Source organism: Citrobacter sp. CFNIH10 (assembly GCF_002934585.1).
GTDB lineage: Bacteria > Pseudomonadota > Gammaproteobacteria > Enterobacterales > Enterobacteriaceae > Citrobacter_A > Citrobacter_A amalonaticus.
Genome location: NZ_CP026216.1, coordinates 3,008,505 through 3,031,063, shown reverse-complemented (window position 1 = coordinate 3,031,063; position 22,559 = coordinate 3,008,505). Strand labels below are relative to the sequence as shown.

General features: G+C 47.9%; 25 protein-coding genes and 1 pseudogene. 11 read left to right on the top strand and 15 right to left on the bottom strand.

Annotated features, from left to right (window positions below; translation table 11 throughout):
• Positions 1-270 precede the first annotated feature (270 nt).
• The 6 genes from C2U53_RS18080 (at position 271) to C2U53_RS18060 (ending at position 2,983) form a co-directional block, all read left to right on the top strand.
• A complete protein-coding gene (locus C2U53_RS18080; RefSeq protein ID WP_008786597.1) occupies positions 271-945 on the top strand; it encodes a hypothetical protein in 675 nt (224 codons plus the stop codon).
• Positions 942-1,406, top strand: coding sequence for a hypothetical protein (locus C2U53_RS30105; RefSeq protein WP_008786596.1), 465 nt, complete (start codon positions 942-944; stop codon positions 1,404-1,406). The genes C2U53_RS18080 and C2U53_RS30105 overlap by 4 nt, the downstream gene beginning before the upstream one ends.
• Before the next feature lie 138 nt (positions 1,407-1,544).
• Positions 1,545-1,784 carry a type II toxin-antitoxin system CcdA family antitoxin gene (locus C2U53_RS18070; protein WP_007372285.1) on the top strand — a complete coding sequence of 80 codons (240 nt, stop codon included), beginning with the start codon at positions 1,545-1,547 and terminating at the stop codon, positions 1,782-1,784.
• Between the two features lie 2 nt (positions 1,785-1,786).
• The gene (locus tag C2U53_RS18065; protein WP_007372286.1) at positions 1,787-2,095 is read left to right on the top strand and encodes a CcdB family protein; all 309 of its coding nucleotides are present in this window, start codon (positions 1,787-1,789) and stop codon (positions 2,093-2,095) included.
• A gap of 20 nt (positions 2,096-2,115) precedes the next feature.
• Positions 2,116-2,274, top strand: a complete 159-nt coding sequence (locus C2U53_RS29955; protein ID WP_016241558.1) for a hypothetical protein — start codon at positions 2,116-2,118, stop codon at positions 2,272-2,274.
• Positions 2,275-2,428: 154 nt separating this feature from the next.
• Positions 2,429-2,983: a hypothetical protein gene (locus C2U53_RS18060; RefSeq protein WP_007372288.1), complete on the top strand. Its 555-nt coding sequence runs from the start codon at positions 2,429-2,431 to the stop codon at positions 2,981-2,983.
• Positions 2,984-3,128: 145 nt separating this feature from the next.
• Here the strand turns inward: C2U53_RS18060 and C2U53_RS18050 are convergent, their stop codons facing one another.
• The 7 genes and pseudogenes from C2U53_RS18050 to C2U53_RS18015 all read right to left on the bottom strand — a co-directional run bounded on the left by C2U53_RS18050 (position 3,129) and on the right by C2U53_RS18015 (position 8,585).
• Positions 3,129-3,833: an IS6-like element IS26 family transposase gene (locus C2U53_RS18050; RefSeq protein ID WP_001067855.1), complete on the bottom strand. Its 705-nt coding sequence runs from the start codon at positions 3,831-3,833 to the stop codon at positions 3,129-3,131.
• 63 nt (positions 3,834-3,896) lie between these two features.
• Positions 3,897-4,235: pseudogene (locus tag C2U53_RS18045) on the bottom strand (murein transglycosylase B); the annotation flags it as partial.
• 9 nt (positions 4,236-4,244) lie between these two features.
• Positions 4,245-4,942, bottom strand: a protein-coding gene (locus tag C2U53_RS18040; protein WP_223335778.1) for an IS1 family transposase whose coding sequence is annotated in 2 segments (ribosomal slippage) — positions 4,245-4,693 and positions 4,693-4,942 — 699 coding nt in all. Because the reading frame shifts where the segments join, the coding sequence is not laid out codon by codon here.
• Between the two features lie 119 nt (positions 4,943-5,061).
• Positions 5,062-5,703, bottom strand: coding sequence for an ABC-type transport auxiliary lipoprotein family protein (locus C2U53_RS18030; RefSeq protein WP_000948259.1), 642 nt, complete (start codon positions 5,701-5,703; stop codon positions 5,062-5,064).
• Positions 5,703-6,641 (bottom strand): MlaD family protein, encoded by a 939-nt coding sequence (locus tag C2U53_RS18025; RefSeq protein ID WP_000449980.1) that lies wholly within the window; start codon positions 6,639-6,641, stop codon positions 5,703-5,705. Before C2U53_RS18025 ends, C2U53_RS18030 begins: the two co-directional genes overlap by 1 nt.
• 1 nt (position 6,642) lies before the next feature.
• Positions 6,643-7,434: an ABC transporter ATP-binding protein gene (locus C2U53_RS18020; protein ID WP_001325019.1), complete on the bottom strand. Its 792-nt coding sequence runs from the start codon at positions 7,432-7,434 to the stop codon at positions 6,643-6,645.
• A gap of 5 nt (positions 7,435-7,439) precedes the next feature.
• Complete coding sequence (locus C2U53_RS18015; RefSeq protein WP_001325018.1) at positions 7,440-8,585, bottom strand: ABC transporter permease; 1,146 nt, start codon at positions 8,583-8,585, stop codon at positions 7,440-7,442.
• A 243-nt stretch (positions 8,586-8,828) separates the two neighbouring features.
• On the opposite strand from C2U53_RS18015, the gene C2U53_RS18010 reads away from it, so the two are divergent.
• Positions 8,829-9,533, top strand: coding sequence for an IS6-like element IS26 family transposase (locus tag C2U53_RS18010; protein ID WP_001067855.1), 705 nt, complete (start codon positions 8,829-8,831; stop codon positions 9,531-9,533).
• A 242-nt stretch (positions 9,534-9,775) separates the two neighbouring features.
• Here the strand turns inward: C2U53_RS18010 and C2U53_RS18000 are convergent.
• The 4 genes from C2U53_RS18000 to C2U53_RS17985 all read right to left on the bottom strand — a co-directional run bounded on the left by C2U53_RS18000 (position 9,776) and on the right by C2U53_RS17985 (position 14,599).
• A protein-coding gene (locus C2U53_RS18000; protein WP_085954994.1) for an IS3-like element ISSen4 family transposase occupies positions 9,776-10,902 on the bottom strand; the annotation gives its coding sequence in 2 pieces (ribosomal slippage) (positions 9,776-10,638 and positions 10,638-10,902; 1,128 coding nt in all).
• 806 nt (positions 10,903-11,708) lie between these two features.
• On the bottom strand, positions 11,709-12,683 hold the full coding sequence (locus tag C2U53_RS17995; RefSeq protein ID WP_016241600.1) for a hypothetical protein: 975 nt from the start codon (positions 12,681-12,683) through the stop codon (positions 11,709-11,711).
• 23 nt (positions 12,684-12,706) lie between these two features.
• A complete protein-coding gene (locus tag C2U53_RS17990; protein WP_016241599.1) occupies positions 12,707-13,822 on the bottom strand; it encodes a toxic anion resistance protein in 1,116 nt (371 codons plus the stop codon).
• 6 nt (positions 13,823-13,828) lie between these two features.
• Positions 13,829-14,599, bottom strand: a complete 771-nt coding sequence (locus tag C2U53_RS17985) for a hypothetical protein (RefSeq protein ID WP_016241598.1) — start codon at positions 14,597-14,599, stop codon at positions 13,829-13,831.
• 170 nt (positions 14,600-14,769) lie between these two features.
• On the opposite strand from C2U53_RS17985, the gene C2U53_RS17980 reads away from it, so the two are divergent.
• Positions 14,770-15,186 carry a hypothetical protein gene (locus tag C2U53_RS17980; RefSeq protein ID WP_016241597.1) on the top strand — a complete coding sequence of 139 codons (417 nt, stop codon included), beginning with the start codon at positions 14,770-14,772 and terminating at the stop codon, positions 15,184-15,186.
• Positions 15,187-15,408: 222 nt separating this feature from the next.
• Here the strand turns inward: C2U53_RS17980 and C2U53_RS17970 are convergent, their stop codons facing one another.
• Entirely contained in the window at positions 15,409-16,113 is a 705-nt protein-coding gene (locus tag C2U53_RS17970; RefSeq protein ID WP_001067855.1) for an IS6-like element IS26 family transposase, read from the bottom strand.
• Here C2U53_RS17970 and C2U53_RS17965 point away from each other — a divergent pair.
• A complete protein-coding gene (locus tag C2U53_RS17965; protein WP_104446208.1) occupies positions 16,104-16,391 on the top strand; it encodes a hypothetical protein in 288 nt (95 codons plus the stop codon). The two genes, C2U53_RS17970 and C2U53_RS17965, sit on opposite strands and share 10 nt — an antisense overlap.
• Before the next feature lie 407 nt (positions 16,392-16,798).
• Positions 16,799-17,719, top strand: a complete 921-nt coding sequence (gene ldtB, locus C2U53_RS17960) for a L,D-transpeptidase (RefSeq protein ID WP_042320414.1) — start codon at positions 16,799-16,801, stop codon at positions 17,717-17,719.
• 65 nt (positions 17,720-17,784) lie between these two features.
• On the opposite strand, the gene C2U53_RS17955 is transcribed toward ldtB, so the two are convergent.
• Together C2U53_RS17955 and mntR are read right to left on the bottom strand one after the other, a co-directional pair.
• On the bottom strand, positions 17,785-18,894 hold the full coding sequence (locus C2U53_RS17955; RefSeq protein WP_044264246.1) for an anion transporter: 1,110 nt from the start codon (positions 18,892-18,894) through the stop codon (positions 17,785-17,787).
• Positions 18,891-19,364, bottom strand: a complete 474-nt coding sequence (gene mntR, locus C2U53_RS17950; RefSeq protein WP_043001268.1) for a manganese-binding transcriptional regulator MntR — start codon at positions 19,362-19,364, stop codon at positions 18,891-18,893. Before mntR ends, C2U53_RS17955 begins: the two co-directional genes overlap by 4 nt.
• A gap of 195 nt (positions 19,365-19,559) precedes the next feature.
• On the opposite strand from mntR, the gene C2U53_RS17945 reads away from it, so the two are divergent.
• Entirely contained in the window at positions 19,560-20,333 is a 774-nt protein-coding gene (locus C2U53_RS17945; protein WP_210437012.1) for a serine acetyltransferase, read from the top strand.
• A 523-nt stretch (positions 20,334-20,856) separates the two neighbouring features.
• Here C2U53_RS17945 and C2U53_RS17935 read toward each other — a convergent pair.
• Positions 20,857-22,557 (bottom strand): hypothetical protein, encoded by a 1,701-nt coding sequence (locus C2U53_RS17935; protein ID WP_104446207.1) that lies wholly within the window; start codon positions 22,555-22,557, stop codon positions 20,857-20,859.
• Positions 22,558-22,559: the final 2 nt, after the last annotated feature.

Sequence of the window (22,559 nt, the reverse complement as noted above, 5' to 3'; positions counted from 1 at the left end):
AATGGTATGTACCGAAGAGCCACAATCCACGACTCCCCCGACACTTATCGAATCTCCCTGCGTTCGCGAGGCGGTCGATGAATCAATAGTAACCGCGAAGTGGGATTCAAACTTCCGAATGGTTTACGCAATGCTTGCTCTGCTTTCTTCTGTTATCTGGTGTCTAGTGAGCGCCACACGAGCGAACATATTCAAGGACGCTAAACCCCCTACTCGATAAGCCTGTCAATTCTCAAATAAAATGATGAAAAGTTGTGAAATTAAGGAGTGATGATGAACATAAATTACAGTATTAATAACAGTGTGCTCATGATGATGAGTGAGTTTATGATTACAGCTTTTGTAATCGTAATACTTTTTGTGATTGTATTAGTATATAACAAAGCGTTTAAGTCTGAATTAAGCATAAAAATATTTTGTTTTAGTCAGTTAACAGCCATTTTCATTTCCGTATTAGAAATAACAACAAAAAGAACAAATGCTGGAAGTATCAGTATTACATGGAGTGACGGCATCCATCAGTTTTATACTCACGTTTTTCTGGGGTTTGCTTTTTCTTTCTTACTTTTTTTGCTTGGTCTTTATGACTACAAAATGAAAGGCAACAAAGATGGTTTAAAGGATTGCAAAAAACATGTTTTACCGTGTTTCATAGGGAGTTGGTTCGTATTAATAATATTCTTTTTCTCCGCTTCGCCTTTGCGCTATGAGGAGAATTTGATTACGGATGCTCGCGTCGTAGCTTCGGATCCCAATCGAACCACAATTATCTATGCTGATGGGTTCTACTGGCTATTTGATATGGATAGAAATGAATTTGATAAGTCTATATCCAGAGAGATAGTCAGAGGCAACTACAAGATGTTATGTACTTCAGATACACCAGCTACCTGCTGGGCGGGCAGAAAATTCCCCAAAAACACATCACTGGATAAAGTTTTATGAAAGATTGTAACGCTGAGAAATATAGCTATTCATGTCTTTTCGCAGCGGTATTTAGACCAGGTGAAATGCCTGTCATTTCCGCGTTCCGGGCGCGGTATTGGGCTCTAATCATTCGATGGGCATTGCGTTTCGGTTACACCGTTTGCCTGATTGGCAGCACTGGAACCGGAAAAAGTTACCTCATCGAAAGAACGCTACCAGGACGGATCATTGATGCCCGACTGTTACTGGTAAAGAATGATTGGCATGGCCCTGTGCCATTCAGTTTGCGCGGTGCAAAGCCCGGCCCAGTTGGCATTGATGAGTCGTCCAGCTTTTCAGAGGAAACGCTGCGTCAGAACGCGGAGAACCTGAAAGAAAGAGGGGTAGTGTATACAGCACAAAGCATTGATAAAGCAGCTAAAGTTGCAGCCAACCTGCCAAACAGGCGTGTGTTGCTTATCATGATTGGAAAAACGTAGCCTCTGCGGTCTAGGCCATCTGACCTGCTGAACTGACGCAGTAGACTCTCTCGGAGGCAAACAAATTTGCTGGTGGGATAAAATGGGCGCATACTTAAAGCACGTGTAATCGACACGTGCTTTTTTATTGGAGGACACATGCAGGCTACAGCTGCTCGCCAGAAAAAAACCGTCAGTGTCACCCTTGAGCCAATGCTCGTACAGCAGGCAAAAGACGCTGGGATTAACTTGTCCGCCACGCTGGCAGAAGCGCTTCAGAGCAAACTGAAGGCCAGTGCAGCGGAAGAATGGAAACGACAGAATCGTGCTGGTATTCAGGAGTTGAACCGCATCACTGAAGAGCATGGGTTACTGTCTGACGAATACAGGACGTTCTGATAATGCAATATACCGTTTACCGCAATCCCGGCAACAGCCAGGCATACCCTTACCTGCTGGATATACAGAGCGACATCATTGGCGAGTTAAATACCCGCCTGGTGATCCCCCTTCATCGGCTTAAAAAAGGAGCCTCGGCCCCGGTTGCGCGATTAACTCCGGTCATACAGGTGGAAGGGAATGACGTTATCCTGATGACGCATGAAATGGCTTCAGTCCGCGTGAAGCAGCTCGGTCAGGCGGTCATGGACGCATCTCCGTTCCGGCACACTATCAAAAGTGCGGTGGACTTCCTGCTGGATGGTTTCTGACAGAGATAATGAGCGAGAAAATGATGAAGCAAAATGAACTGCTGGAAGTGGCAAAAGCCATGCGCGATTATATTGATGCCCTCCCTACCGATGTCGTTGCAGCATTACCGGTGATGCCGGGATTTGATCGAGACTGGGCCGACGAAGTCATTTACGAAGCCGAATCCGCCAGCAAATAACCCCCCGTCTGCGCCCGTTTCATCTGAATTCGGGCCGTCACAATCTTTCTGATTTTATTGAGAAAACAGCCTCTTTTTGTCCCCTTTTTTCCTTCGTCAGCAGACTCAGTCGTTCGATAATAAAAACAGACCAACACAACCACTGAGGTGTTTCATGTTAGCGATTATCCCGGCAGCAGGCACTGACAAGGTTTTTAAAACCTCCCTCAAACACGTGCTCGATGAGGACTTCCTGTTTGCAATGGCTTCAAAAGCAAGCGCGACGTACATTTCATCCCATATCAGCGATGACGGTGAGGGCACAGTGTTTTTCAGTCTGAGCGACTGGGATAACCTCAAGCCTTCCTTATCGGCTGATGGCTGGGATGGCGATACGATGCCCGGCTTCATTGATTTGCTGGATGCAATCGCAGCGCAGGGCTATAACACCGTCGAATTCCACATTTCTCACCCACTGGTGGTTGGCGCGGTCTGGTTCACCGATGAGTATTACTTCACGGTTACCCCGCTGGCGTATGACCTTGCCACGCTGGATGGTCAGTTTGTTCTGCCGGATGGCTCTTCCTACCGGCTGGATGACCTTGATGAAGTCAGCTATGACGAAATGACCGACTACTTTGACGGCATTATCGAAGTCGATGGCGATACCATGCTGGGTGTAAAGCGTAACGACGATGACACCGTAAACGTCAGCAAAATCGAAAGCTAACCCCTCCTCCCCGGTGTCGGTATCCGCCGCGCCGGGCTATTTTCCTGCCATCATCCTCTGGAGTGTTTCATGAAAGACCGTTTTTATCTGGTCGGCACTGTTGCAAAGTTAGCGATGAGGCAGCCTTTTGTCTTATTCAAAGGCCTTACATTTCAAAAACTCTGCTTACCAGGCGCATTTCGCCCAGGGGATCACCATAATAAAATGCTGAGGCCTGGCCTTTGCGTAGTGCACGCATCACCTCAATACCTTTGATGGTGGCGTAAGCCGTCTTCATGGATTTAAATCCCAGCGTGGCGCCGATTATCCGTTTCAGTTTGCCATGATCGCATTCAATCACGTTGTTCCGGTACTTAATCTGTCGGTGTTCAACGTCAGACGGGCACCGGCCTTCGCGTTTGAGCAGAGCAAGCGCGCGACCATAGGCGGGCGCTTTATCCGTGTTGATGAATCGCGGGATCTGCCACTTCTTCACGTTGTTGAGGATTTTACCCAGAAACCGGTATGCAGCTTTGCTGTTACGACGGGAGGAGAGATAAAAATCGACAGTGCGGCCCCGGCTGTCGACGGCCCGGTACAGATACGCCCAGCGGCCATTGACCTTCACGTAGGTTTCATCCATGTGCCACGGGCAAAGATCGGAAGGGTTACGCCAGTACCAGCGCAGCCGTTTTTCCATTTCAGGCGCATAACGCTGAACCCAGCGGTAAATCGTGGAGTGATCGACATTCACTCCGCGTTCAGCCAGCATCTCCTGCAGCTCACGGTAACTGATGCCGTATTTGCAGTACCAGCGTACGGCCCACAGAATGATGTCACGCTGAAAATGCCGGCCTTTGAATGGGTTCATGTGCAGCTCCATCAGCAAAAGGGGATGATAAGTTTATCACCACCGACTATTTGCAACAGTGCCGTTCCACGCACCATTAGGGCCGGAAGGGCGGCCTGCCGATGGTGCTTGTTTATCCATCAAGCGGATAACAAAATCCAGTTTTTTAGTTTGGGCCAATACATCATGCAGTTGTTGAGGCTCAAAACCGTGTTCACGCACCATTTTGTCAACAAATCGGGCAGTGTCGGCGTTATAAGCAAAATCACCGTTTTGCAAATGCCCCACATGTTGCGGCTCAAGCAAGAAACCGCTCTGTATCAGGCCCGCCGAGGGCTCGGCAGCAACAGGAGGTGTCGGTTTGCTACTACAGGCAGAGAGCAACGTAAGTAAGGGAACAATAATAGCCAGATAGCGGGTAATGACTCCAACTTAATGATAGTGTTTTATGTTCAGATAATGCCCGATGACCTTGTCATGCAGCTCCACCGATTTTGAGAACGACAGTGACTTCCGTCCCAGCCTTGCCAGATGTTGTCTCAGATTCAGGTTATGTCGCTCAATGCGCTGAGTGTAACGCTTGCTGATAACGTGCAGCTTTCCCTTCAGGCGGGATTCATACAGCGGCCAGCCATCCGTCATCCATACCACGACCTCAAAGGCCGACAGCAGGCTCAGAAGACGCTCCAGTGTGGCCAGAGTGCGTTCACCGAATACGTGCGCCACAACCGTCTTCCGGAGCCTGTCATACGCGTAAAACAGCCAGCGCTGGCGCGATTTAGCCCCGACGTATCCCCACTGTTCGTCCATTTCCGCGCAGACGATGACGTCACTGCCCGGCTGTATGCGCGAGGTTACCGACTGCGGCCTGAGTTTTTTAAATGGCGGAAAATCGTGTTGAGGCCAACGCCCATAATGCGGGCGGTTGCCCGGCATCCAACGCCATTCATGGCCATATCAATGATTTTCTGGTGCGTACCGGGTTGAGAAGCGGTGTAAGTGAACTGCAGTTGCCATGTTTTACGGCAGTGAGAGCAGAGATAGCGCTGATGTCCGGCGGTGCTTTTGCCGTTACGCACCACCCCGTCAGTAGCTGAACAGGAGGGACAGCTGATAGAAACAGAAGCCACTGGAGCACCTCAAAAACACCATCATACACTAAATCAGTAAGTTGGCAGCATCACCAAAAAAGGCGAGTTAGCTACTGCCAACTCGCCTCAGATAAAACCAACCGGTGCTGGTTTAGATATCAACCCTGCGCAGGGGATTGCTGCATCGTCCAGTTGAGCACTTGAGTGGCTAACTGGTCACTGGCCAGGCCAAAGGCCTGAACCACCTCGTTCATCTCGTTACCTTTTATCGGTTGGCGAATGTCAAACTGGCGAGTCGCAATAATCCTACGATCTGAAATTCTTACCAGCCGAGCATCAAAACGGATCAGCACTTCGCTGCTACCAACATGGTATACCCCTTGGAACGCGGACAGATCACCACTCAACTCCACATCAGCCTGCAAGCTATCATCGTCGCTACTGACTGCACGGATTCGCCCATCGCTACGGAACGCCTGAATAAGACGATTGCGCACCAAAATCGGCGCCGAATCACTCCAACGGGAGTTTTTATAAACCGCAATCTCCTGGCCCTGAGGCTGCACCGCTATGCGTGAGCTATTAAGAAACTGGTTCGTCGCCGGTTGTGAAACCCGTAATGACCAGTTTACTGTCTGCGCGTGTGGCACACTGACTGCAGGTGGCACCGGCAGAAGATAAACTTGTGATACAGGGGCCGAAGGTAAAATGGTGCAGGCAGAGAGCAGTATCGCCCCCCCGGATATCATCAATAGCCACACGCGGCGGCCTGCATAGCGCATCACATTAAAAGAGAGCATTAAGGCGTAAACTCCTGTGTTCTTTCACGGCCGCGCAACAAGGCCGCTGGGTTTTCTTCCAAACGAGAAACGGCGGCACGTAATGTCGCTAATGTTCTGCGCAGCTCATCTACTGCCGGCCCCAGCTCATTCATCCCTTGCATCCCGTTATTGAGTGAGGTTTTATTTTCACTCACCAATTTATTGAGGATGGTACTGGTATTTTGCAACGATGCCATGGTTTTGGCGGCATCACTGACCAGTTGTTTCCCCTGCCCATCCATTAAGCCGTTAGCATTACGCAGCAGGCGATTGGTTTGAGTCAGTGTCTCATTAGCCTGTTTACTGGCCTGCGCCAACTGCTGCAACAGGGTACGGAGATCACCACGTTGATCAGCCACAGTTTGGGTGACCAGCGCGAGATTATCCAGTGTCGTTACTAGGCGCTGCTGGTTATCCGGTGCCAGCAACTGGTTCAAACGCACCAACACTTCATTCGCATTGGTCATGAAATTCTCACCGTTAGCCAGTAACTGGCTCATCGGCGAAGGGGTAGCAATAATGATAGGAACCTCGTCATCTTTGCCCTCCAGCAACGGGCTGGTCTGGCTGCCACTGCTGAATTGAATATTTGAGGTGCCGGTAATACCCGCGACGGTGAGACGAGCTTGGGTATCTTCGCGTATCGGAGTAGATGCAGAAACGCGAATACGTGCCCAAACCTTATTCGGATTGTCTCGGTCCAGGCGTAATTGCGTCACCTCACCGACTCGAATCCCGCTGTACTGAACGGTGCTACCCTGTGACAGGCCACTCACAGGCTCATTGAAAACGATATCGTACAATCTGAACTGGCGATCAGAACCGGAATTTGTCAGCCATAGGCAAAACAGCAGCGCGGCACTCACCACAATAAGAGTGAACAAACCAATAACGACATGATGAGCACGGGTTTCCATATTACAACCTCTCTCCACTGTTAATTGCCGCTGCCTGATAAGCAGCCCGGCCACGTGGGCCATGAAAATACGCCTGAATCCAGCCATCATCAGTCGCTGCAACTTTATCCAGAGTATCAACCACCAGCACTTTTTTCTGCGAAAGCACCGCCACACGATCACACAGTGTATACAGCGTATCCAGATCGTGGGTCACCAAGAATACCGTTAGATTGAGGGCATCCCGCAGGGTGCGGATCAAACTGTCAAACGCCGCCGCACCAATGGGATCAAGACCCGCAGTCGGTTCATCAAGAAACAGAATATCCGGGTCCAGTGCTAAGGCACGGGCTAGCGCAACACGCTTGACCATACCACCCGACAGAGATGCTGGATACTTACTGCCAGTGCCCGGCGGTAGCCCAGCCAGTGCCAGTTTAACCTGAGCCAATCGCTCAGCCTCAGACCGGGGTAATCCGGCGTTTTCTATTAATGGTAATGCCACGTTCTCGGTCACGGTTAGAGAACTGAACAGTGCGCCTCGTTGAAATAATACGCCGAATCGGCGCTCGACCATGGCGCGGGATTGACCTGACAGTGCCATTAAATCCTTGCCAAAAACATGAATTTTCCCGTCAGTCGGACGACGTAACCCAACAATACTGCGTAACAGAACAGATTTACCGGTACCCGAGCCACCAACCACGCCAAGAACTTCGCCGCGCTTAACATCAAGATTCAACCCTTGATGCACGCACTGTACGCCAAAGCAGTTAACCAGATCGCGAATTTGAATGATTGCATCTTGCGTCATTTGGCTCACCACCCCATTTCCATGAAAAATAGCGCTGCCACGGCATCAAGCAAAATCACCACAAAGATCGAATGCACCACACTGGTGGTGGTATGAACCCCGACTGATTCAGCACTACCGGTTACTTTGAACCCCTCCAGACAGCCAATAATAGCAATCAGGAAAGCAAAAATAGGGGCTTTACTTATTCCCACCAGAAAATGCTGCAACCCATTACTGTTTTGCATAATCGACAAAAACATAGTGGGAGAGATATCCAGTGTTAAGGCACACACCACCATGCCACCGAAAATACCGCAAACCATGCCAATAAAGGTTAGCATCGGCAGAGAGATCAATAGTGCCAAGACGCGCGGTAGCACCAACAGTTCGACCGGATTCAAGCCCAGTGTTTGGATAGCATCAATCTCTTCATTGGCTTTCATCAAGCCAATTTCAGCGGTAAAAGCACTGGCTGTTCGCCCTGCCATCAGGATCGCGGTAAGCAGTACCGCAAATTCACGTAGAAAAGAAAATACCACCAAATCGACGGTAAAAATGCCCGCGCCGAAAGTAGTGAGTACGGTTGCACCGAGAAAGGCGATAACTGCCCCCACCAAAAAGGTGAGCAACATAATGATCGGCACAGCATTGAGGCCAATCTGTTGAATATTGGCAATTAATGAGGTAATGCGCCAGCGGGAGGGGCGAAAAAGTGTTCCCAGCAAGGTTTCCAGCGCCAGACCAATAAAGCCCAATAGTGACTTAATATCTTGCCATAAGTTATCTACCGAACGGCCGGTATTAGCCAGCATCTCAAGCCAAAACCGTGTGGGTTTTTCAGACAACTCAGGGGTTAAGTCAGGCAATACATGGCTTACCGTTTCAAGTAATATCCTCCGCTCTTCTGGCAATTTAGGCGCAAGTTCGCGTAAATTTGCTACACGGTCCTCACCCAGAAGCAGAGCTAACAACGTTGCACCGGCGGTATCTAACGCCCCCAGTTGGTTGAGATCAAATACCCCCCCACTGGGCATATTAGCGCGCAATTGCGCAACGCGCGGCTCCAAAACGCAGTAATGCGCCAACACCCAGTCCCCCCGGATATAAACTCTGGGGGGCTGAGCCGCGCTATCGAGATCAAGTTGTGCGGGGGACGTTTGCTCAGTCATTGCTCAGACCTTACCTATTTCAAACTCTAATGTTTCAAACCCTAAATAGGTATATCACACAGTTAAGTAAGAGTAATGACTGTTTAATTAATGAAGTGTTAACCACACCCTAATCAGTGAGGTGTGGCACGCTGTTTGCCCAATTGCCGTATTTTCCTCTCTGGCAGGGTAAACCAAACGGGCACTGTTGCAAATAGTCGGTGGTGATAAACTTATCATCCCCTTTTGCTGATGGAGCTGCACATGAACCCATTCAAAGGCCGGCATTTTCAGCGTGACATCATTCTGTGGGCCGTACGCTGGTACTGCAAATACGGCATCAGTTACCGTGAGCTGCAGGAGATGCTGGCTGAACGCGGAGTGAATGTCGATCACTCCACGATTTACCGCTGGGTTCAGCGTTATGCGCCTGAAATGGAAAAACGGCTGCGCTGGTACTGGCGTAACCCTTCCGATCTTTGCCCGTGGCACATGGATGAAACCTACGTGAAGGTCAATGGCCGCTGGGCGTATCTGTACCGGGCCGTCGACAGCCGGGGCCGCACTGTCGATTTTTATCTCTCCTCCCGTCGTAACAGCAAAGCTGCATACCGGTTTCTGGGTAAAATCCTCAACAACGTGAAGAAGTGGCAGATCCCGCGATTCATCAACACGGATAAAGCGCCCGCCTATGGTCGCGCGCTTGCTCTGCTCAAACGCGAAGGCCGGTGCCCGTCTGACGTTGAACACCGACAGATTAAGTACCGGAACAACGTGATTGAATGCGATCATGGCAAACTGAAACGGATAATCGGCGCCACGCTGGGATTTAAATCCATGAAGACGGCTTACGCCACCATCAAAGGTATTGAGGTGATGCGTGCACTACGCAAAGGCCAGGCCTCAGCATTTTATTATGGTGATCCCCTGGGCGAAATGCGCCTGGTAAGCAGAGTTTTTGAAATGTAAGGCCTTTGAATAAGACAAAAGGCTGCCTCATCGCTAACTTTGCAACAGTGCCTTCCTGAATACTCCAAGCTCATTAATCAAGGTATCGTGCCTGAAAAACTAAGTACGGGGGCTATTCACTTCCACGAAACGGCAAAGAGCGACATTGCTCAAGCCTGTTGTGAGTTGTATCAGCAATCACCTGAAAATAGTCGCGTCATGGCACCGACCAAGTGACCTGCCCCCACGATTAGATACAACACTCAGTTAGTAACGTCGGAATCTTCATTCTCAGAATGACCCTTTCTCCAGCCCGCTGCAAATTCAGACGGTGTCTGATAATTCAGCGTGGAGTGCGGGCGGCATTCGTTATAATCCTGCCGCCAGTCATTAATAATTTTCCTGGCATGAACGATATCGCTGAACCAGTGCTCATTCAAACATTCATCGCGAAATCGTCCGTTAAAGCTCTCAATAAATCCGTTCTGCGTTGGCTTGCCCGGCTGGATTAAGCGCAACTCAACACCATGCTCAAAGGCCCATTGATCCAGTGCACGGCAAGTGAACTCCGGCCCCTGGTCAGTTCTTATCGTCGCCGGATAGCCTCGAAACAGTGCAATGCTGTCCAGAATACGCGTGACCTGAACGCCTGAAATCCCAAAGGCAACAGTGACCGTCAGGCATTCCTTTGTGAAATCATCGACGCAGGTAAGACACTTGATCCTGCGACCGGTGGAAAGTGCGTCCATGACGAAATCCATCGACCAGGTCAGATTGGGCGCCGCCGGACGGAGCAGCGGCAGACGTTCTGTTGCCAGCCCTTTACGACGTCTTCTGCGTTTTACGCTCAGGCCACTGAGGTGATAAAGCCGGTACACGCGCTTATGATTAACATGAAGCCCTTCACGGCGCAGCAACTGCCAAATACGACGGTAGCCAAAACGCCTGCGCTCCAGTGCCAGCTCAGTGATGCGCCCTGATAAATGCGCATCAGCAGCCGGACGGTGAGCCTCATAGCGGCAGGTCGACAGGGATAAACCTGTAAGCCTGCAGGCACGACGTTGCGACAGACCGGTCGCATCACACATCAACATCACGGCTTCCCGCTTCTGGTCTGTCGTCAGTACTTTCGCCCAAGAGCCACCTGAAGCGCCTCTTTATCCAGCATGGCTTCGGCAAGCAGCTTCTTGAGTCTGGCGTTCTCTTCCTCAAGCGACTTCAGGCGCTTAACTTCAGGCACCTCCATACCGCCATACTTCTTACGCCAGGTGTAAAACGTGGCATCGGAAATGGCATGCTTGCGGCAGAGTTCACGGGCGGGTACCCCAGCTTCGGCTTCGGCTTCGCGGAGAATACTGATGATCTGTTCGTCGGAAAAACGCTTCTTCATGGGGATGTCCTCATGTGGCTTATGAAGACATTACTAACATCGGGGTGTACTAATCAACGGGGAGCAGGTCACTATTGCCTTCTTTTATGAATTTTACTCAGAAGAAGTTAACCTTTAATCCACGCTAAATCAATTGCTTCCAAGCGTACATCATTTCGCTAAGTAAGCGCTCTAGCGGTTTCGCGCCCGCAAGACCGTGGTTAAAAACTTAATAAGAAATACTAAACGTTAAATCAGCTTATACTGTTGATGGATAGTGCAGGTGTTTGGGAGATTTATTCGTGGATTAACTAAAACCTGCAATTCAGTAACAGCCAAAGTCAATGTCCGTTTTTGGCACAAAGCCGAGATCCGACGAAGTGGTACTTTCCGTGAAAGTTGTGGTGCGATTAATTTGCAACACGTGGTAAGGAGCGGTTGCAATGTGGTGGTAAATTAAGTGCAATTAATCAAGAAGGTGAATCAATGAGTGAACAACTGAACTGTCAAAGCCGCATGGATGCGGCGACAACTCTGTACTTGCCGCAAATAACTATCCCCGTCCTGCTAAACCAATGACGTAACTCCTATCTCTCCCGACTTGTTGGAACAAGTCGCACTCACAAGGTGCAATTAAACACTGAACAAAAATTCATGGATGAATGGTTACCGCCGAAGGACTCGGCGCAAATAAAAAACGTACATACCATTATACACAGTATGTACGTTTGAAATGAAAGCCGCTGACGTTATATGTAAAGCCCTGTCACTCACTCACACGCGAATAGACACTGTTTTTACTATATACTCCATCAGGGCGTTTTATTTTATTTCGACAGATATTTAATATTAGACTCTATCAAATAAGTAAGCCTACGGCCATTTCTAACCGTCAGCAGTATAATCACCACAAAAATTACGGCAAGTATAAAAAATATTAGAGCAGTACTTTTTATAATATATTTAATATAATTGGATTTAAGATCATTTCCCGACTTCCAAGCAGAAAGAGGATTTGAAGCAAGCGCACCAGACTTGTAACCAATGTCATAAATATGGTAATCAATAGCTTTATAAAGTTGTGAATCAAACAGTGTGTTTTTGTCTTTGACACTATCCTCTTTATATTCAGGCATTAACAAAACCAAGTTTCCAAGATGATTTTTATAATTGCTATCAGATACTTTTTCAGCAGTAATTATTACACCTCTGAGTAACAGGCCATCGATATCTCCCAGTTTTTTTGCAGTAGCTGGTTTAGGATCTGCAAGTGCTTTTTCAACTGACTTTCTTAGTAAACTCCCTCTGTCTCCATAGATTTCATACAAAGAGTCCAAGTCTCCAGTTTTCATAGCAGTACTTATTTTGTCGGTATTGTATTTATAATTATGAGGCTCATCACCAAATGCAGCAATAAATAAATTAAACCCTACAAACAATACTATGCAACTTGTCATTATCTCAAGTTGTAAACCATTCCCATTAATAATTGCCCCTAGTATTACAATCAATATACATACACCCACACCAACTCTTCCATATATGGAAATAAATGATCCTATCGTATCAAAAGCATTTTCAGGAACTAACTCATTGGAGCGTAGAATGTTGAATATATCGTCAGAAACCTGTTTGACTTGCTCATCTACTGGCATGTCTGATGGAATACAAAACCATAATATTAGAAATATAATAGCGAAGATTAGAGATATAGCTAAGGTAAAATATATAGCTCTATCACGCTTCCGTCTAATAGCATTCTCAACATCATCATATGGATTACTTTGTCTGATTCTAGCCATAGCACATCCTCTAAATTTAACTATTATTTGGAAGACAGTTCTTTTGCTACCATAAAACGCTTCTCCTTCCATTGCGCTGCGCGAGCTTCAAGCTGGGTATGTTGCGTCTTGGCTCGGTCGTGGATTTTTTTAATTTCTCGACCGGCCTCATTGATCTGGTTTGATATGTAATCAATTGTCTCAACATCATATACAGTACGATTAGCTGTTTTGGCTACACGAATACTGCTCTCTTTTACTAACAAAGCTTGACGTCTGGCTTGTTGATTTACAGAATCACCAATTGCCTGAATCAGTAATGAGCTTTTATCACTCCTTTCGGCCTGGTCAATAATAAGATGGCTGCGTTTAGAAGATGGTATCGTTACTTTAATAATAGTTTCAAACTGGTCTACCATCGAGAGGTTATTGAACTTCATCATTTTCATCATCTTTAGGTCTTCAAATGCCTTTTGTTGTTCCGTGATCATGTCATTTCGACGTTTTGTTATGAGGGCGATTTGATGTTCAATATTCATTGCTTCCATGCTCAGCATGGTATTATCAGGCTGATTTTTTAGTTCCTTACGAATAGAAGCCTGAACTGTTTGTAACTTCTCCAGAATGTAATAGGCAGCTACAATGTTAACCCCTGTATTTTTTACACTAGTTAAAGCTTGGTCATACATTCCATCAATATTTTTATTCATTTCAAACAACCCCTCCGATATGCTTTCGATATCCGAGGTTAAAATATCGATTTGTCCTTTAACTAAATCAAATCTTGACATTGCACTAAAATGAAGACCGATGGCTTTCATTATGAAAGGCCCAACATACGGTATCCGTGACAGTTTCTTTTGAAGATAACTTGGTTCGACTGCATTACTGACTTCACGAGCCAGTGCAACAATCTCATTCAGAGTCTCTCCCTTCTTGCCCTGAGATGATGAGCTGACGCTGAGAAGGAGGTTATCAAGATAATTAATATCAGTAGTGTCCTCCAATCGTCCAAAGTTATGCGCGGCATCAATATCACCAATCTGGAAAGATCTGACTGCATCTTTTATTGATGATTCCATACTTACATCAACAGCATATTTATCAAATTCCTTAGCCACTTTGACATCTAATATATCAATACTATTTATGATCTTCATGTTATCTCACCTTATGTTCTTATTTAATTTATTGACCAGCTTCTTGAATTTTTCATGAGCCACTTCATCAATACCACTACAAACACCACTGGCGTTGATGTTCTTAGCCTGCCCTTCCCACATAGGTAATAAATTATCTTTAATATCTCGAAGGCTATCTTTTACATCGACAGCTGTTTCATAGCTCATTTGTGCTTGAACCTGACTTAGTTTTAAACCAACAAGAACTCCCTGAAAGTTATTAACTCTTATCCGTAGCCTGTTAATTGCCATATATTCATTGCTTGTGACACTATAGTCACACTCGTTCTTATTTTTCAGATATGACTCAACAACATCTATGAAAACCTCTAGCTGATGAATATCTTGCGCATAGATTGCCTCCAAACCCTTCGTGATTTCAGCATGAGCGGTTAGCATTTTGAAATGATCAGGTATCCGTTCGCATAGTTTCATAACTACTTTGTTATAAATATCTAGCTGGGCTTTCCGTAAGATTTCGGAACCTGTTAAATGATCGAACATCCGACGAAAAAGATTCTTTTTTCCCTTTGAGAAATTGACTTCCGCTTTTGTCATTGCGTCTATGAGATGGTAAATTTCATCTAAGAGCGACTTTTCAATATCACTCATCTTAACTGCTTCATCAATTGACATTTCATGCCCATTGATGTTGAGGACACATTTTTGATTTGAAATAAGCTCTGGCCCAAATCTATCGTAACTTAATGGGTCTTTAACAAAGGCTTCAACCATCTTAGTGGCATCACTGCTCATTTCAATTCTCCACAAATTTCGATAGAAAAAATTTACCATGTTCTCTTAAACTATCGAAATTCCTGACCATATAATGTCCGTTTTTCGGGGTCGTTTTGCGTTCAAAAAAAGTCGGAGAAAATTTGTCTGTCTATAAGATGGTGTAAACAAGTATAACTATGGTGGATTTCATGGTTAAATTTATACCCATTATGGTGGTAGCGGGCAGAACGCAGGCCAACTCTATTGCCAGGTTTCTACTGGATTCAGTGCTGGTGTGGTCATTATTGTGCTGGCTCAATACAATTATTCCATTCTATGTGCCGTTGGTAATAACCATTACAACATGCACAATTTATGCACGAGTTGGTTATAAAGTATTTTTCAAGCCGTTAACCTTCATGAAAACTAGAAGTTTTTATGTCGATGCTGAAAAACCAACAGTTCAACTCAATTACACATTAGCTGGTGGGCAGGCGAACCAATTTTTCACTTTAGCCCAAAAAACCACCAGCATCCATTTTGTTTACCTTTTCACCTGTCTCGTATACCTGTTTTTGGGTAAATCGCTCTCTAATTACGCAAAAAATATTAAGCGTGGTATATAACTCCATGAAACCGTTAATTATTGTTTTTATCATCTCTGCACTTTACCTCTCTTATCAGCTGATAAGGTCTCGTCGTCCAAAACATTGGTTGATAGTTTCCTCCTCATTGTCGCTTGCGGTTATTGTGTCCTTTCAGTTTCTCGGCGGTGTATTCCTGATCCCGACAGAATGGCACTGTTGCAAAGTTAGCGATGAGGCAGCCTTTTGTCTTATTCAAAGGCCTTACATTTCAAAAACTCTGCTTACCAGGCGCATTTCGCCCAGGGGATCACCATAATAAAATGCTGAGGCCTGGCCTTTGCGTAGTGCACGCATCACCTCAATACCTTTGATGGTGGCGTAAGCCGTCTTCATGGATTTAAATCCCAGCGTGGCGCCGATTATCCGTTTCAGTTTGCCATGATCGCATTCAATCACGTTGTTCCGGTACTTAATCTGTCGGTGTTCAACGTCAGACGGGCACCGGCCTTCGCGTTTGAGCAGAGCAAGCGCGCGACCATAGGCGGGCGCTTTATCCGTGTTGATGAATCGCGGGATCTGCCACTTCTTCACGTTGTTGAGGATTTTACCCAGAAACCGGTATGCAGCTTTGCTGTTACGACGGGAGGAGAGATAAAAATCGACAGTGCGGCCCCGGCTGTCGACGGCCCGGTACAGATACGCCCAGCGGCCATTGACCTTCACGTAGGTTTCATCCATGTGCCACGGGCAAAGATCGGAAGGGTTACGCCAGTACCAGCGCAGCCGTTTTTCCATTTCAGGCGCATAACGCTGAACCCAGCGGTAAATCGTGGAGTGATCGACATTCACTCCGCGTTCAGCCAGCATCTCCTGCAGCTCACGGTAACTGATGCCGTATTTGCAGTACCAGCGTACGGCCCACAGAATGATGTCACGCTGAAAATGCCGGCCTTTGAATGGGTTCATGTGCAGCTCCATCAGCAAAAGGGGATGATAAGTTTATCACCACCGACTATTTGCAACAGTGCCCTAAACAGTTACTACCTAAAACCACGGTAAAACGAGAGCATTTGCGTTACCGCAAAGCCGCCTTGTATCTGACACTGGGGATGTTTTCGAGGAGAGAAATACTGCGGAACAAAGTTTACGGAATATTTAGTTCACCTTTCAGCATAGCAGAAAACCAACCAGCAATTCAAATTAAATTTATCAGTGCTGAACAGCGTATCAGATTTGCTGATTAACCTTCCGACATCTTGCTTGAGTGGGGTGGCTAAAACCACCGAGCCAGTATGAGAATATTGACCCAATGAAACCAAAACTTCAAACAACGAAGACTGACCAATGAATGTATGCAGGGGTGACAGAAACCTCTCTCCCATTGCTTAATTTCCCGCTTTGAAACTATATGGTGACGTTGCTGGAAACTAACACGGACGTATCCTAAAGAATATGTGACAAACCGCGTATTATGCCACAAGTCTGAAATAAGATCGCGCCTCGTCGCAAACGACTACACTGGGGTAACAGGAAAAAAATGTGATTTCGTACACATCTGAATTCCCTGTTAACAGGAATGCACATATAATGCGCTCCCAACACTACAGAATTCTCAACCCAACAGCCTGCCAGGCAATGAATCTCGCATAACATGAATATGAAATTAACAACGTTTTTCGCGGCAGCACTCGCGGTCGTCGGCTTTTGCAGTACCGCATCCGCTGTCACCTATCCTCTGCCAACGGATGGTAGTCGCGTCATTGGTCAGAATCAGGTTATCACCATCCCGGAAGGTAACACGCAGCCGCTGGAATATTTTGCTGCGGAATACCAGATGGGACTTTCCAACATGCTGGAAGCCAACCCGGGCGTGGATACCTTCCTGCCGAAAGGCGGCACCGTGCTGAATATTCCGCAGCAGTTGATTCTGCCGGACACCGTGCACGAAGGTATCGTGATTAACAGCGCGGAAATGCGTCTGTACTACTACCCGAAAGGCACCAATACGGTGATCGTCCTGCCTATCGGTATTGGTCAGTTAGGTAAAGACACGCCTATCAACTGGACCACCAAAGTAGAACGTAAGAAAGCCGGTCCGACCTGGACGCCAACCGCGAAAATGCACGCTGAATATCGTGCCGCAGGTGAACCGCTGCCTGCCGTTGTTCCGGCAGGTCCGGATAACCCGATGGGTCTGTACGCGCTATACATTGGGCGTCTGTACGCCATTCACGGCACCAACGCCAACTTCGGTATCGGCCTGCGCGTGAGCCACGGTTGCGTGCGTCTGCGTAACGAAGACATCAAATTCCTGTTCCAGAATGTGCCTGTCGGCACGCGCGTACAGTTTATTGATGAGCCGGTAAAAGCGACCACTGAGCCAGATGGCAGCCGTTACATCGAAGTTCACAACCCACTGTCGACGACTGAAGCGCAGTTTGAAGGCGGCGAAATCGTACCGATTACCCTGTCGAAGAGCATTCAGAACATCACCAATCAGGCCGATGTTGACCAGAACGTGGTAGAGCAAGCGATTCAGAACCGTTCAGGGATGCCTGTTCGTCTGAATTGATACGAATCTGGACAATATAAAGGGCGGATAATTTTTCCGCCCTTTTTTGTTGATTTTAATTGGTATTATCTCAGCAGTAACAGCCCATACCCCACCAACGCCGCCCACACCAGCATCGGCAGTGAATAGAGATGAAAGCGCCACCAGATGCGTCGGTCGTTTGCCATCCGTAGCGCAATCAAATTCGCCAGCGATCCCGGCAACAAACCAAATCCACCGATGTTGACCGCCCATGCCAGCAGCACGGTCGGAGGCACGTAATTCAGCAGTAAGATGGTGCCGGGAACATTGCTGATAAACTGCGACAGACCAATTGCCGTCAGCCACAGGCCGGGTTCAGACAGCGAGCCGACGTGACTTAACGTTCCCTGCAATGCCGGCAGTTGCGTCAGTAGATGAACATCAATAAACATCGCCATAAACACCAGCAACAGCGTCCAGTCAACGCTCAACACCACACGCCGCGCCAGTAACAGAAACCCCAGCGCGACAATCGCCAGCCCTACCAGCTCTTGTTTGAACTCCAGCGCCGTCAGAAAAACGAGGTACAGCCCCAGACACCCCCATACCAGTCGCGGCTGCCATTGCGGCGCATGCGTGCCGGTGTGGTACGACAGCGGCTTATTAGGGAAGCAGAACCAGCACACGACCAGCAGCGTCACCATCATCGCAACGGCAAGCGGCGCCATCTGGCTGATAAAGGCAAAAAATGAGAGACCAGAACGCCCCCACAGCAAAATGTTTTGTGGGTTGCCGATGGGCGTTAACAGCGAGCCAGCATTCACGGCCAGCGCTTCAAAAATAATCAGCCGGTTGACCGGTATCGCACACAGCTTCTTCAGCGTAATGGTCAGCGGCACAACGATAAAAAGCGCGACGTCGTTGGTCAGAAAAGTGGAAAGCAGCGCCGCTGCCAGCACCATGAACATCGCCAGACGGCGCTCAGTCGCAAAGCGGCGGGTCATTTTACGTCCCAGCACATCGAAATAGCCGCTAAGCTCCACGCCTTTAGTCAGCAACATCAGGCCGCTCAGGATGATAATGGTGTGCCAGTCAATAGCGCCAGGCCACGTCCGTGGCGTGAACGGCACCCACAGACTCAACGCCACGCCAACGACAATCAATAGCTGAAAAAAACGGTCGCGTTTCAACGCCCGCAATAAAGGCAGGTTCATTCAACGGAAGTTCCGTGTTGTTCGGTAAACAGCCGGAATGCGTCCAGCGTCTCCTGACTGACATGATGCTCCATCCCCTCAGCATCGCGACGGGCTATCTCAGCGCTCACCCCCAGCACCAGCAGGAAGTTCTCCACGATCTGATGGCGCTCACGGCTTTCCTGCGCCAGCTTCTCCCCTTCCGGGGTTAAGAAAACGCCGCGCCAGGGGATCATTTCGATCAATCCCACCGAGGCCAGGCGTTTGAGCATCTTCGCCACCGTGGGTTGGGACACCCCGAGCCGGGCCGCCATATCCACCTGACGCGCTTCACCGACTTCAATAATCAGATCAGAAATCAACTCAACATAGTCGTCAATCAGCTCACGCCGATGCGCCTCTCTCACCTGACGAAACCCTTCGACGTGTTCTTCAACGTTCACTAACTGCGTCACTTTTTTTGTTGTTGGCATACCTGCGCGACGACTCATTCTGCTTCCTCATTCCTGTGACGCGTTAACAGCATCTAATTGGAGAGCGTCCATTGTAAACCAGAGTTGCCCAGGCACAAAAAATTAACGTTTTAGCAATAGCTATATAATATAACCTTCTTTATATCTTACAACCCGCATGAAACAAGGGATTTAGAGCATTCAATACATCAAAGTGTCGCAATAATGTCGCACATGAATTCTGTGCTTAAGTTTTCAACAAAACCATTGTCTATTAAGCATATTGATCTAAAATTCCTTTTTCTTATCAGGATCGCTAAGTCAAAGATCATGCCCTATCTTCAAATTGCCCTTTTCTTATTGACTGAAAATTTAACCAACCTCACCCGTTACTGGGAGCGGGAATTATTACGGTCAAAATACAAATGCTCATGGATACGATTTGCAAAAGAGTATCGTAAAGCCAAGAGAAAGAGTCATCAAAATACTATGTTCTGGTTTTGGTGGCGTCTTGCCAATGAGATGCATATGAGTAAGAAACATCATTTCAAACTAGCAGCGAGACGGTTACACCTTCAGTTAGTATCCACTTTTAATGTTGATGTCATGCTTGGAGCAAAGATCGGTTACAACCCAAGAATCCACCACTTTTCCAATGTTGTAATATCCAAGTTTTCAGATATAGGGGACAATTTATCTATAAAACAGGGGGTTACTATAGGGGTCAAAAGTTTGGACGTACATGACTACGTTCTGGAAATTGGGCACAACGTCGATATAGGCGCAAATTCATGCATCATTTCAAACCAGATCATTATTGGTAATAATGTCACCATCGGCGCACAGTCGTTGGTGCTTCAGAACATCCCCAGCAACACCGTTTATAAAAACAAGATCACGCCAGTGTACACATCTAAATCACCACAGCCGGAACATCAGGAAAACCAGCCTTTTGTCACAGGCAATGCGACAAAAGAAGTTCCCCGTGCAGCAGAAGCAGTGCTGTAATTTCGATGAAGAAATTTCAGTTGTGAAGATTTCATAAATTTATGCGCAGCCCGCGCCAAGTCTTACAAGCGGGCTTATCTCAATGATGTCCGGCTTACCGCCCAACGATCCACAAACACCGCCTAAAATATAATTTTCCCTTTTTATTCTGTAGGTTACAATTTCACACCGATCCTTCACAGATCCTTTTCACTGAAAAAAAATGAAATTTCTTTCAATCATTTCAGTTTCTGTTCTCCGCAAAGCCGCCAGTGATGGTGCGGTCTGGCACTCTGGTTTGTAGAAAAATAAAACTGAAAAAATTTCCAGATCCAGAAACCGCAGGCGGGTGCGGTGTAGCGCCGTTTTTGTCTGCGAAAGATTTATTTTGTCGGCGCATCGCAGCGCCAGCGCAGCGCCATGCGCACGATCTTTTATGTGTGTTGCGTTGGGTTAATTTGTTGCCTGAAGTGCTGAGGGCGCGTTCTGCTGCGTCTGAGGAAGGGAATGAAAAAGCCCACATTATGCGGGCGTGTTGTCATCGTCAGGCAATTATATTCTGGTACTTGCTCCGGATCTGCCCGGCTTTCGTAGCCGTCTGTACGAACGCGTCAGCATTGGTTGGCGTCCCAACAGTGGGGTGCGAATGGTTCGCGCATTGCTGCGCCAGCTCTGCCAGTAAATCAATGGTATCCAGCATCATGGTCAGGGCGTTGATGCTCTCACTGCCAATATGAACCGTTGCCCCCATGACCTGCTGACCGCCAGCGGCCACCGATTTACGTAATGCGGCAATCTTTTCTGTCAGGGTTCCCCCCACATCAACATCCACGGCGCCGGCTACTTTCGTGGATTGTTTGCCAGTTATATCGGCTTCGTCATTCCCCTCAATACTGGCCAGCCTGTTACCTTTCACCGCCTGGCTATAATCACCGGCGCTTACCTGCTGGATGGCTCCGGCCAGCAATGTGGTGGTTCCCAGTACCGTGGTTTTATCCGTGGCTTTCACCGTAGTTTCACGGCTGACCAGTTCGCGCTGTTCTGTATCAGCTTTTACAGTTCGCACCATTGATGTTTCGCTGATGGTCTGATCGGTCTGCCTTACCCAGTCACCCGCCTGAGTCACCCTCTGGGATACTTCTTCCCGCTGCTGCTGTAATTGCTCACCGGGTTTAACGTCCGGCAGACTGGTGCCATCCGGTAGCGTCTGCCTGATAAAAGGTTTATCCGGTCTGCCTCCTGTGAATGCGACCTCAACCAGCGTCCCTTCTGGCGGAAACTGAAACATACCTGAATCATTCCCGGCCATTGGCACCGGCAGTGGCACCGCTGAGTAAACAGGCGTCTGATTGTCCGGATTTCCGTCTGCGTCAAGCAGCTGCACGTCCACGGCGTAACGTGGCCGGAAGGGATCGGCAAAGTTACCGCTTTTTACCGGCTCTGAATGCGCAACGACTCTGGCCATCTTTGGCAAATGAAGCCCGGATGCCAGTTCCGGGTAATGGCTTTCAATCTGCCGTTGCGCTGGTGTTTTCTGCAAAGGTTTACCCGTTGCTCGGTTTCTCGGCGTCCATGTGATCGCCATCGTGTCATTAGTCAGGTGAACTTTAGTCACGCGTTCACCGTTCATCTCCACCCCTGGCCGCATAGTCTGGATCACTGGTAATGTCACAGAGTTACCGCCAGCAGCCCCCTGGCTGAACTCTGACGGGATTTCTACGGAACGACCGGCAAACAATGATTTTTCTGCGCCTCCGACGTAAAGCGAACCATCAGGCAACTGGTACCAGATGTAATCCTGGATACTGAACGCCCTGCCCAGATTGTTCAGCAACTGATAGCCGGTACCGTTATGGGTAAAATGTGGGATAGGGGTATCGCTGTACTGTGCATCAGGCACACTGACCGTGATCCCGCTGTTTTCTTCCAGCCAGCTGGCAACCTCGCGTAAAGTCGGGTGTTGAAACGAACATGGCCACATCCTTTCAAACACACCTGCCAGCTCACGAATGAACAGACGCTGAAAACCGTTTTCAGCGGGCTGCGATCGCTCCACATACCCCGTAAACCAGCGCAAAAGCAGATCGGTATACCCCACATCCAGCCGCACCAGTTTTCCGGTGTAATCGGTTGTTGTCTCTGCGGTGATGAAGCCCCGGCCGCAGCTGTTCAGCTCCAGTACCAGGCTGGCATCCACCAAGTGAACTTCATCCGTTGAAAGGTAAAGGCGTTTTACTGGTTTCATCT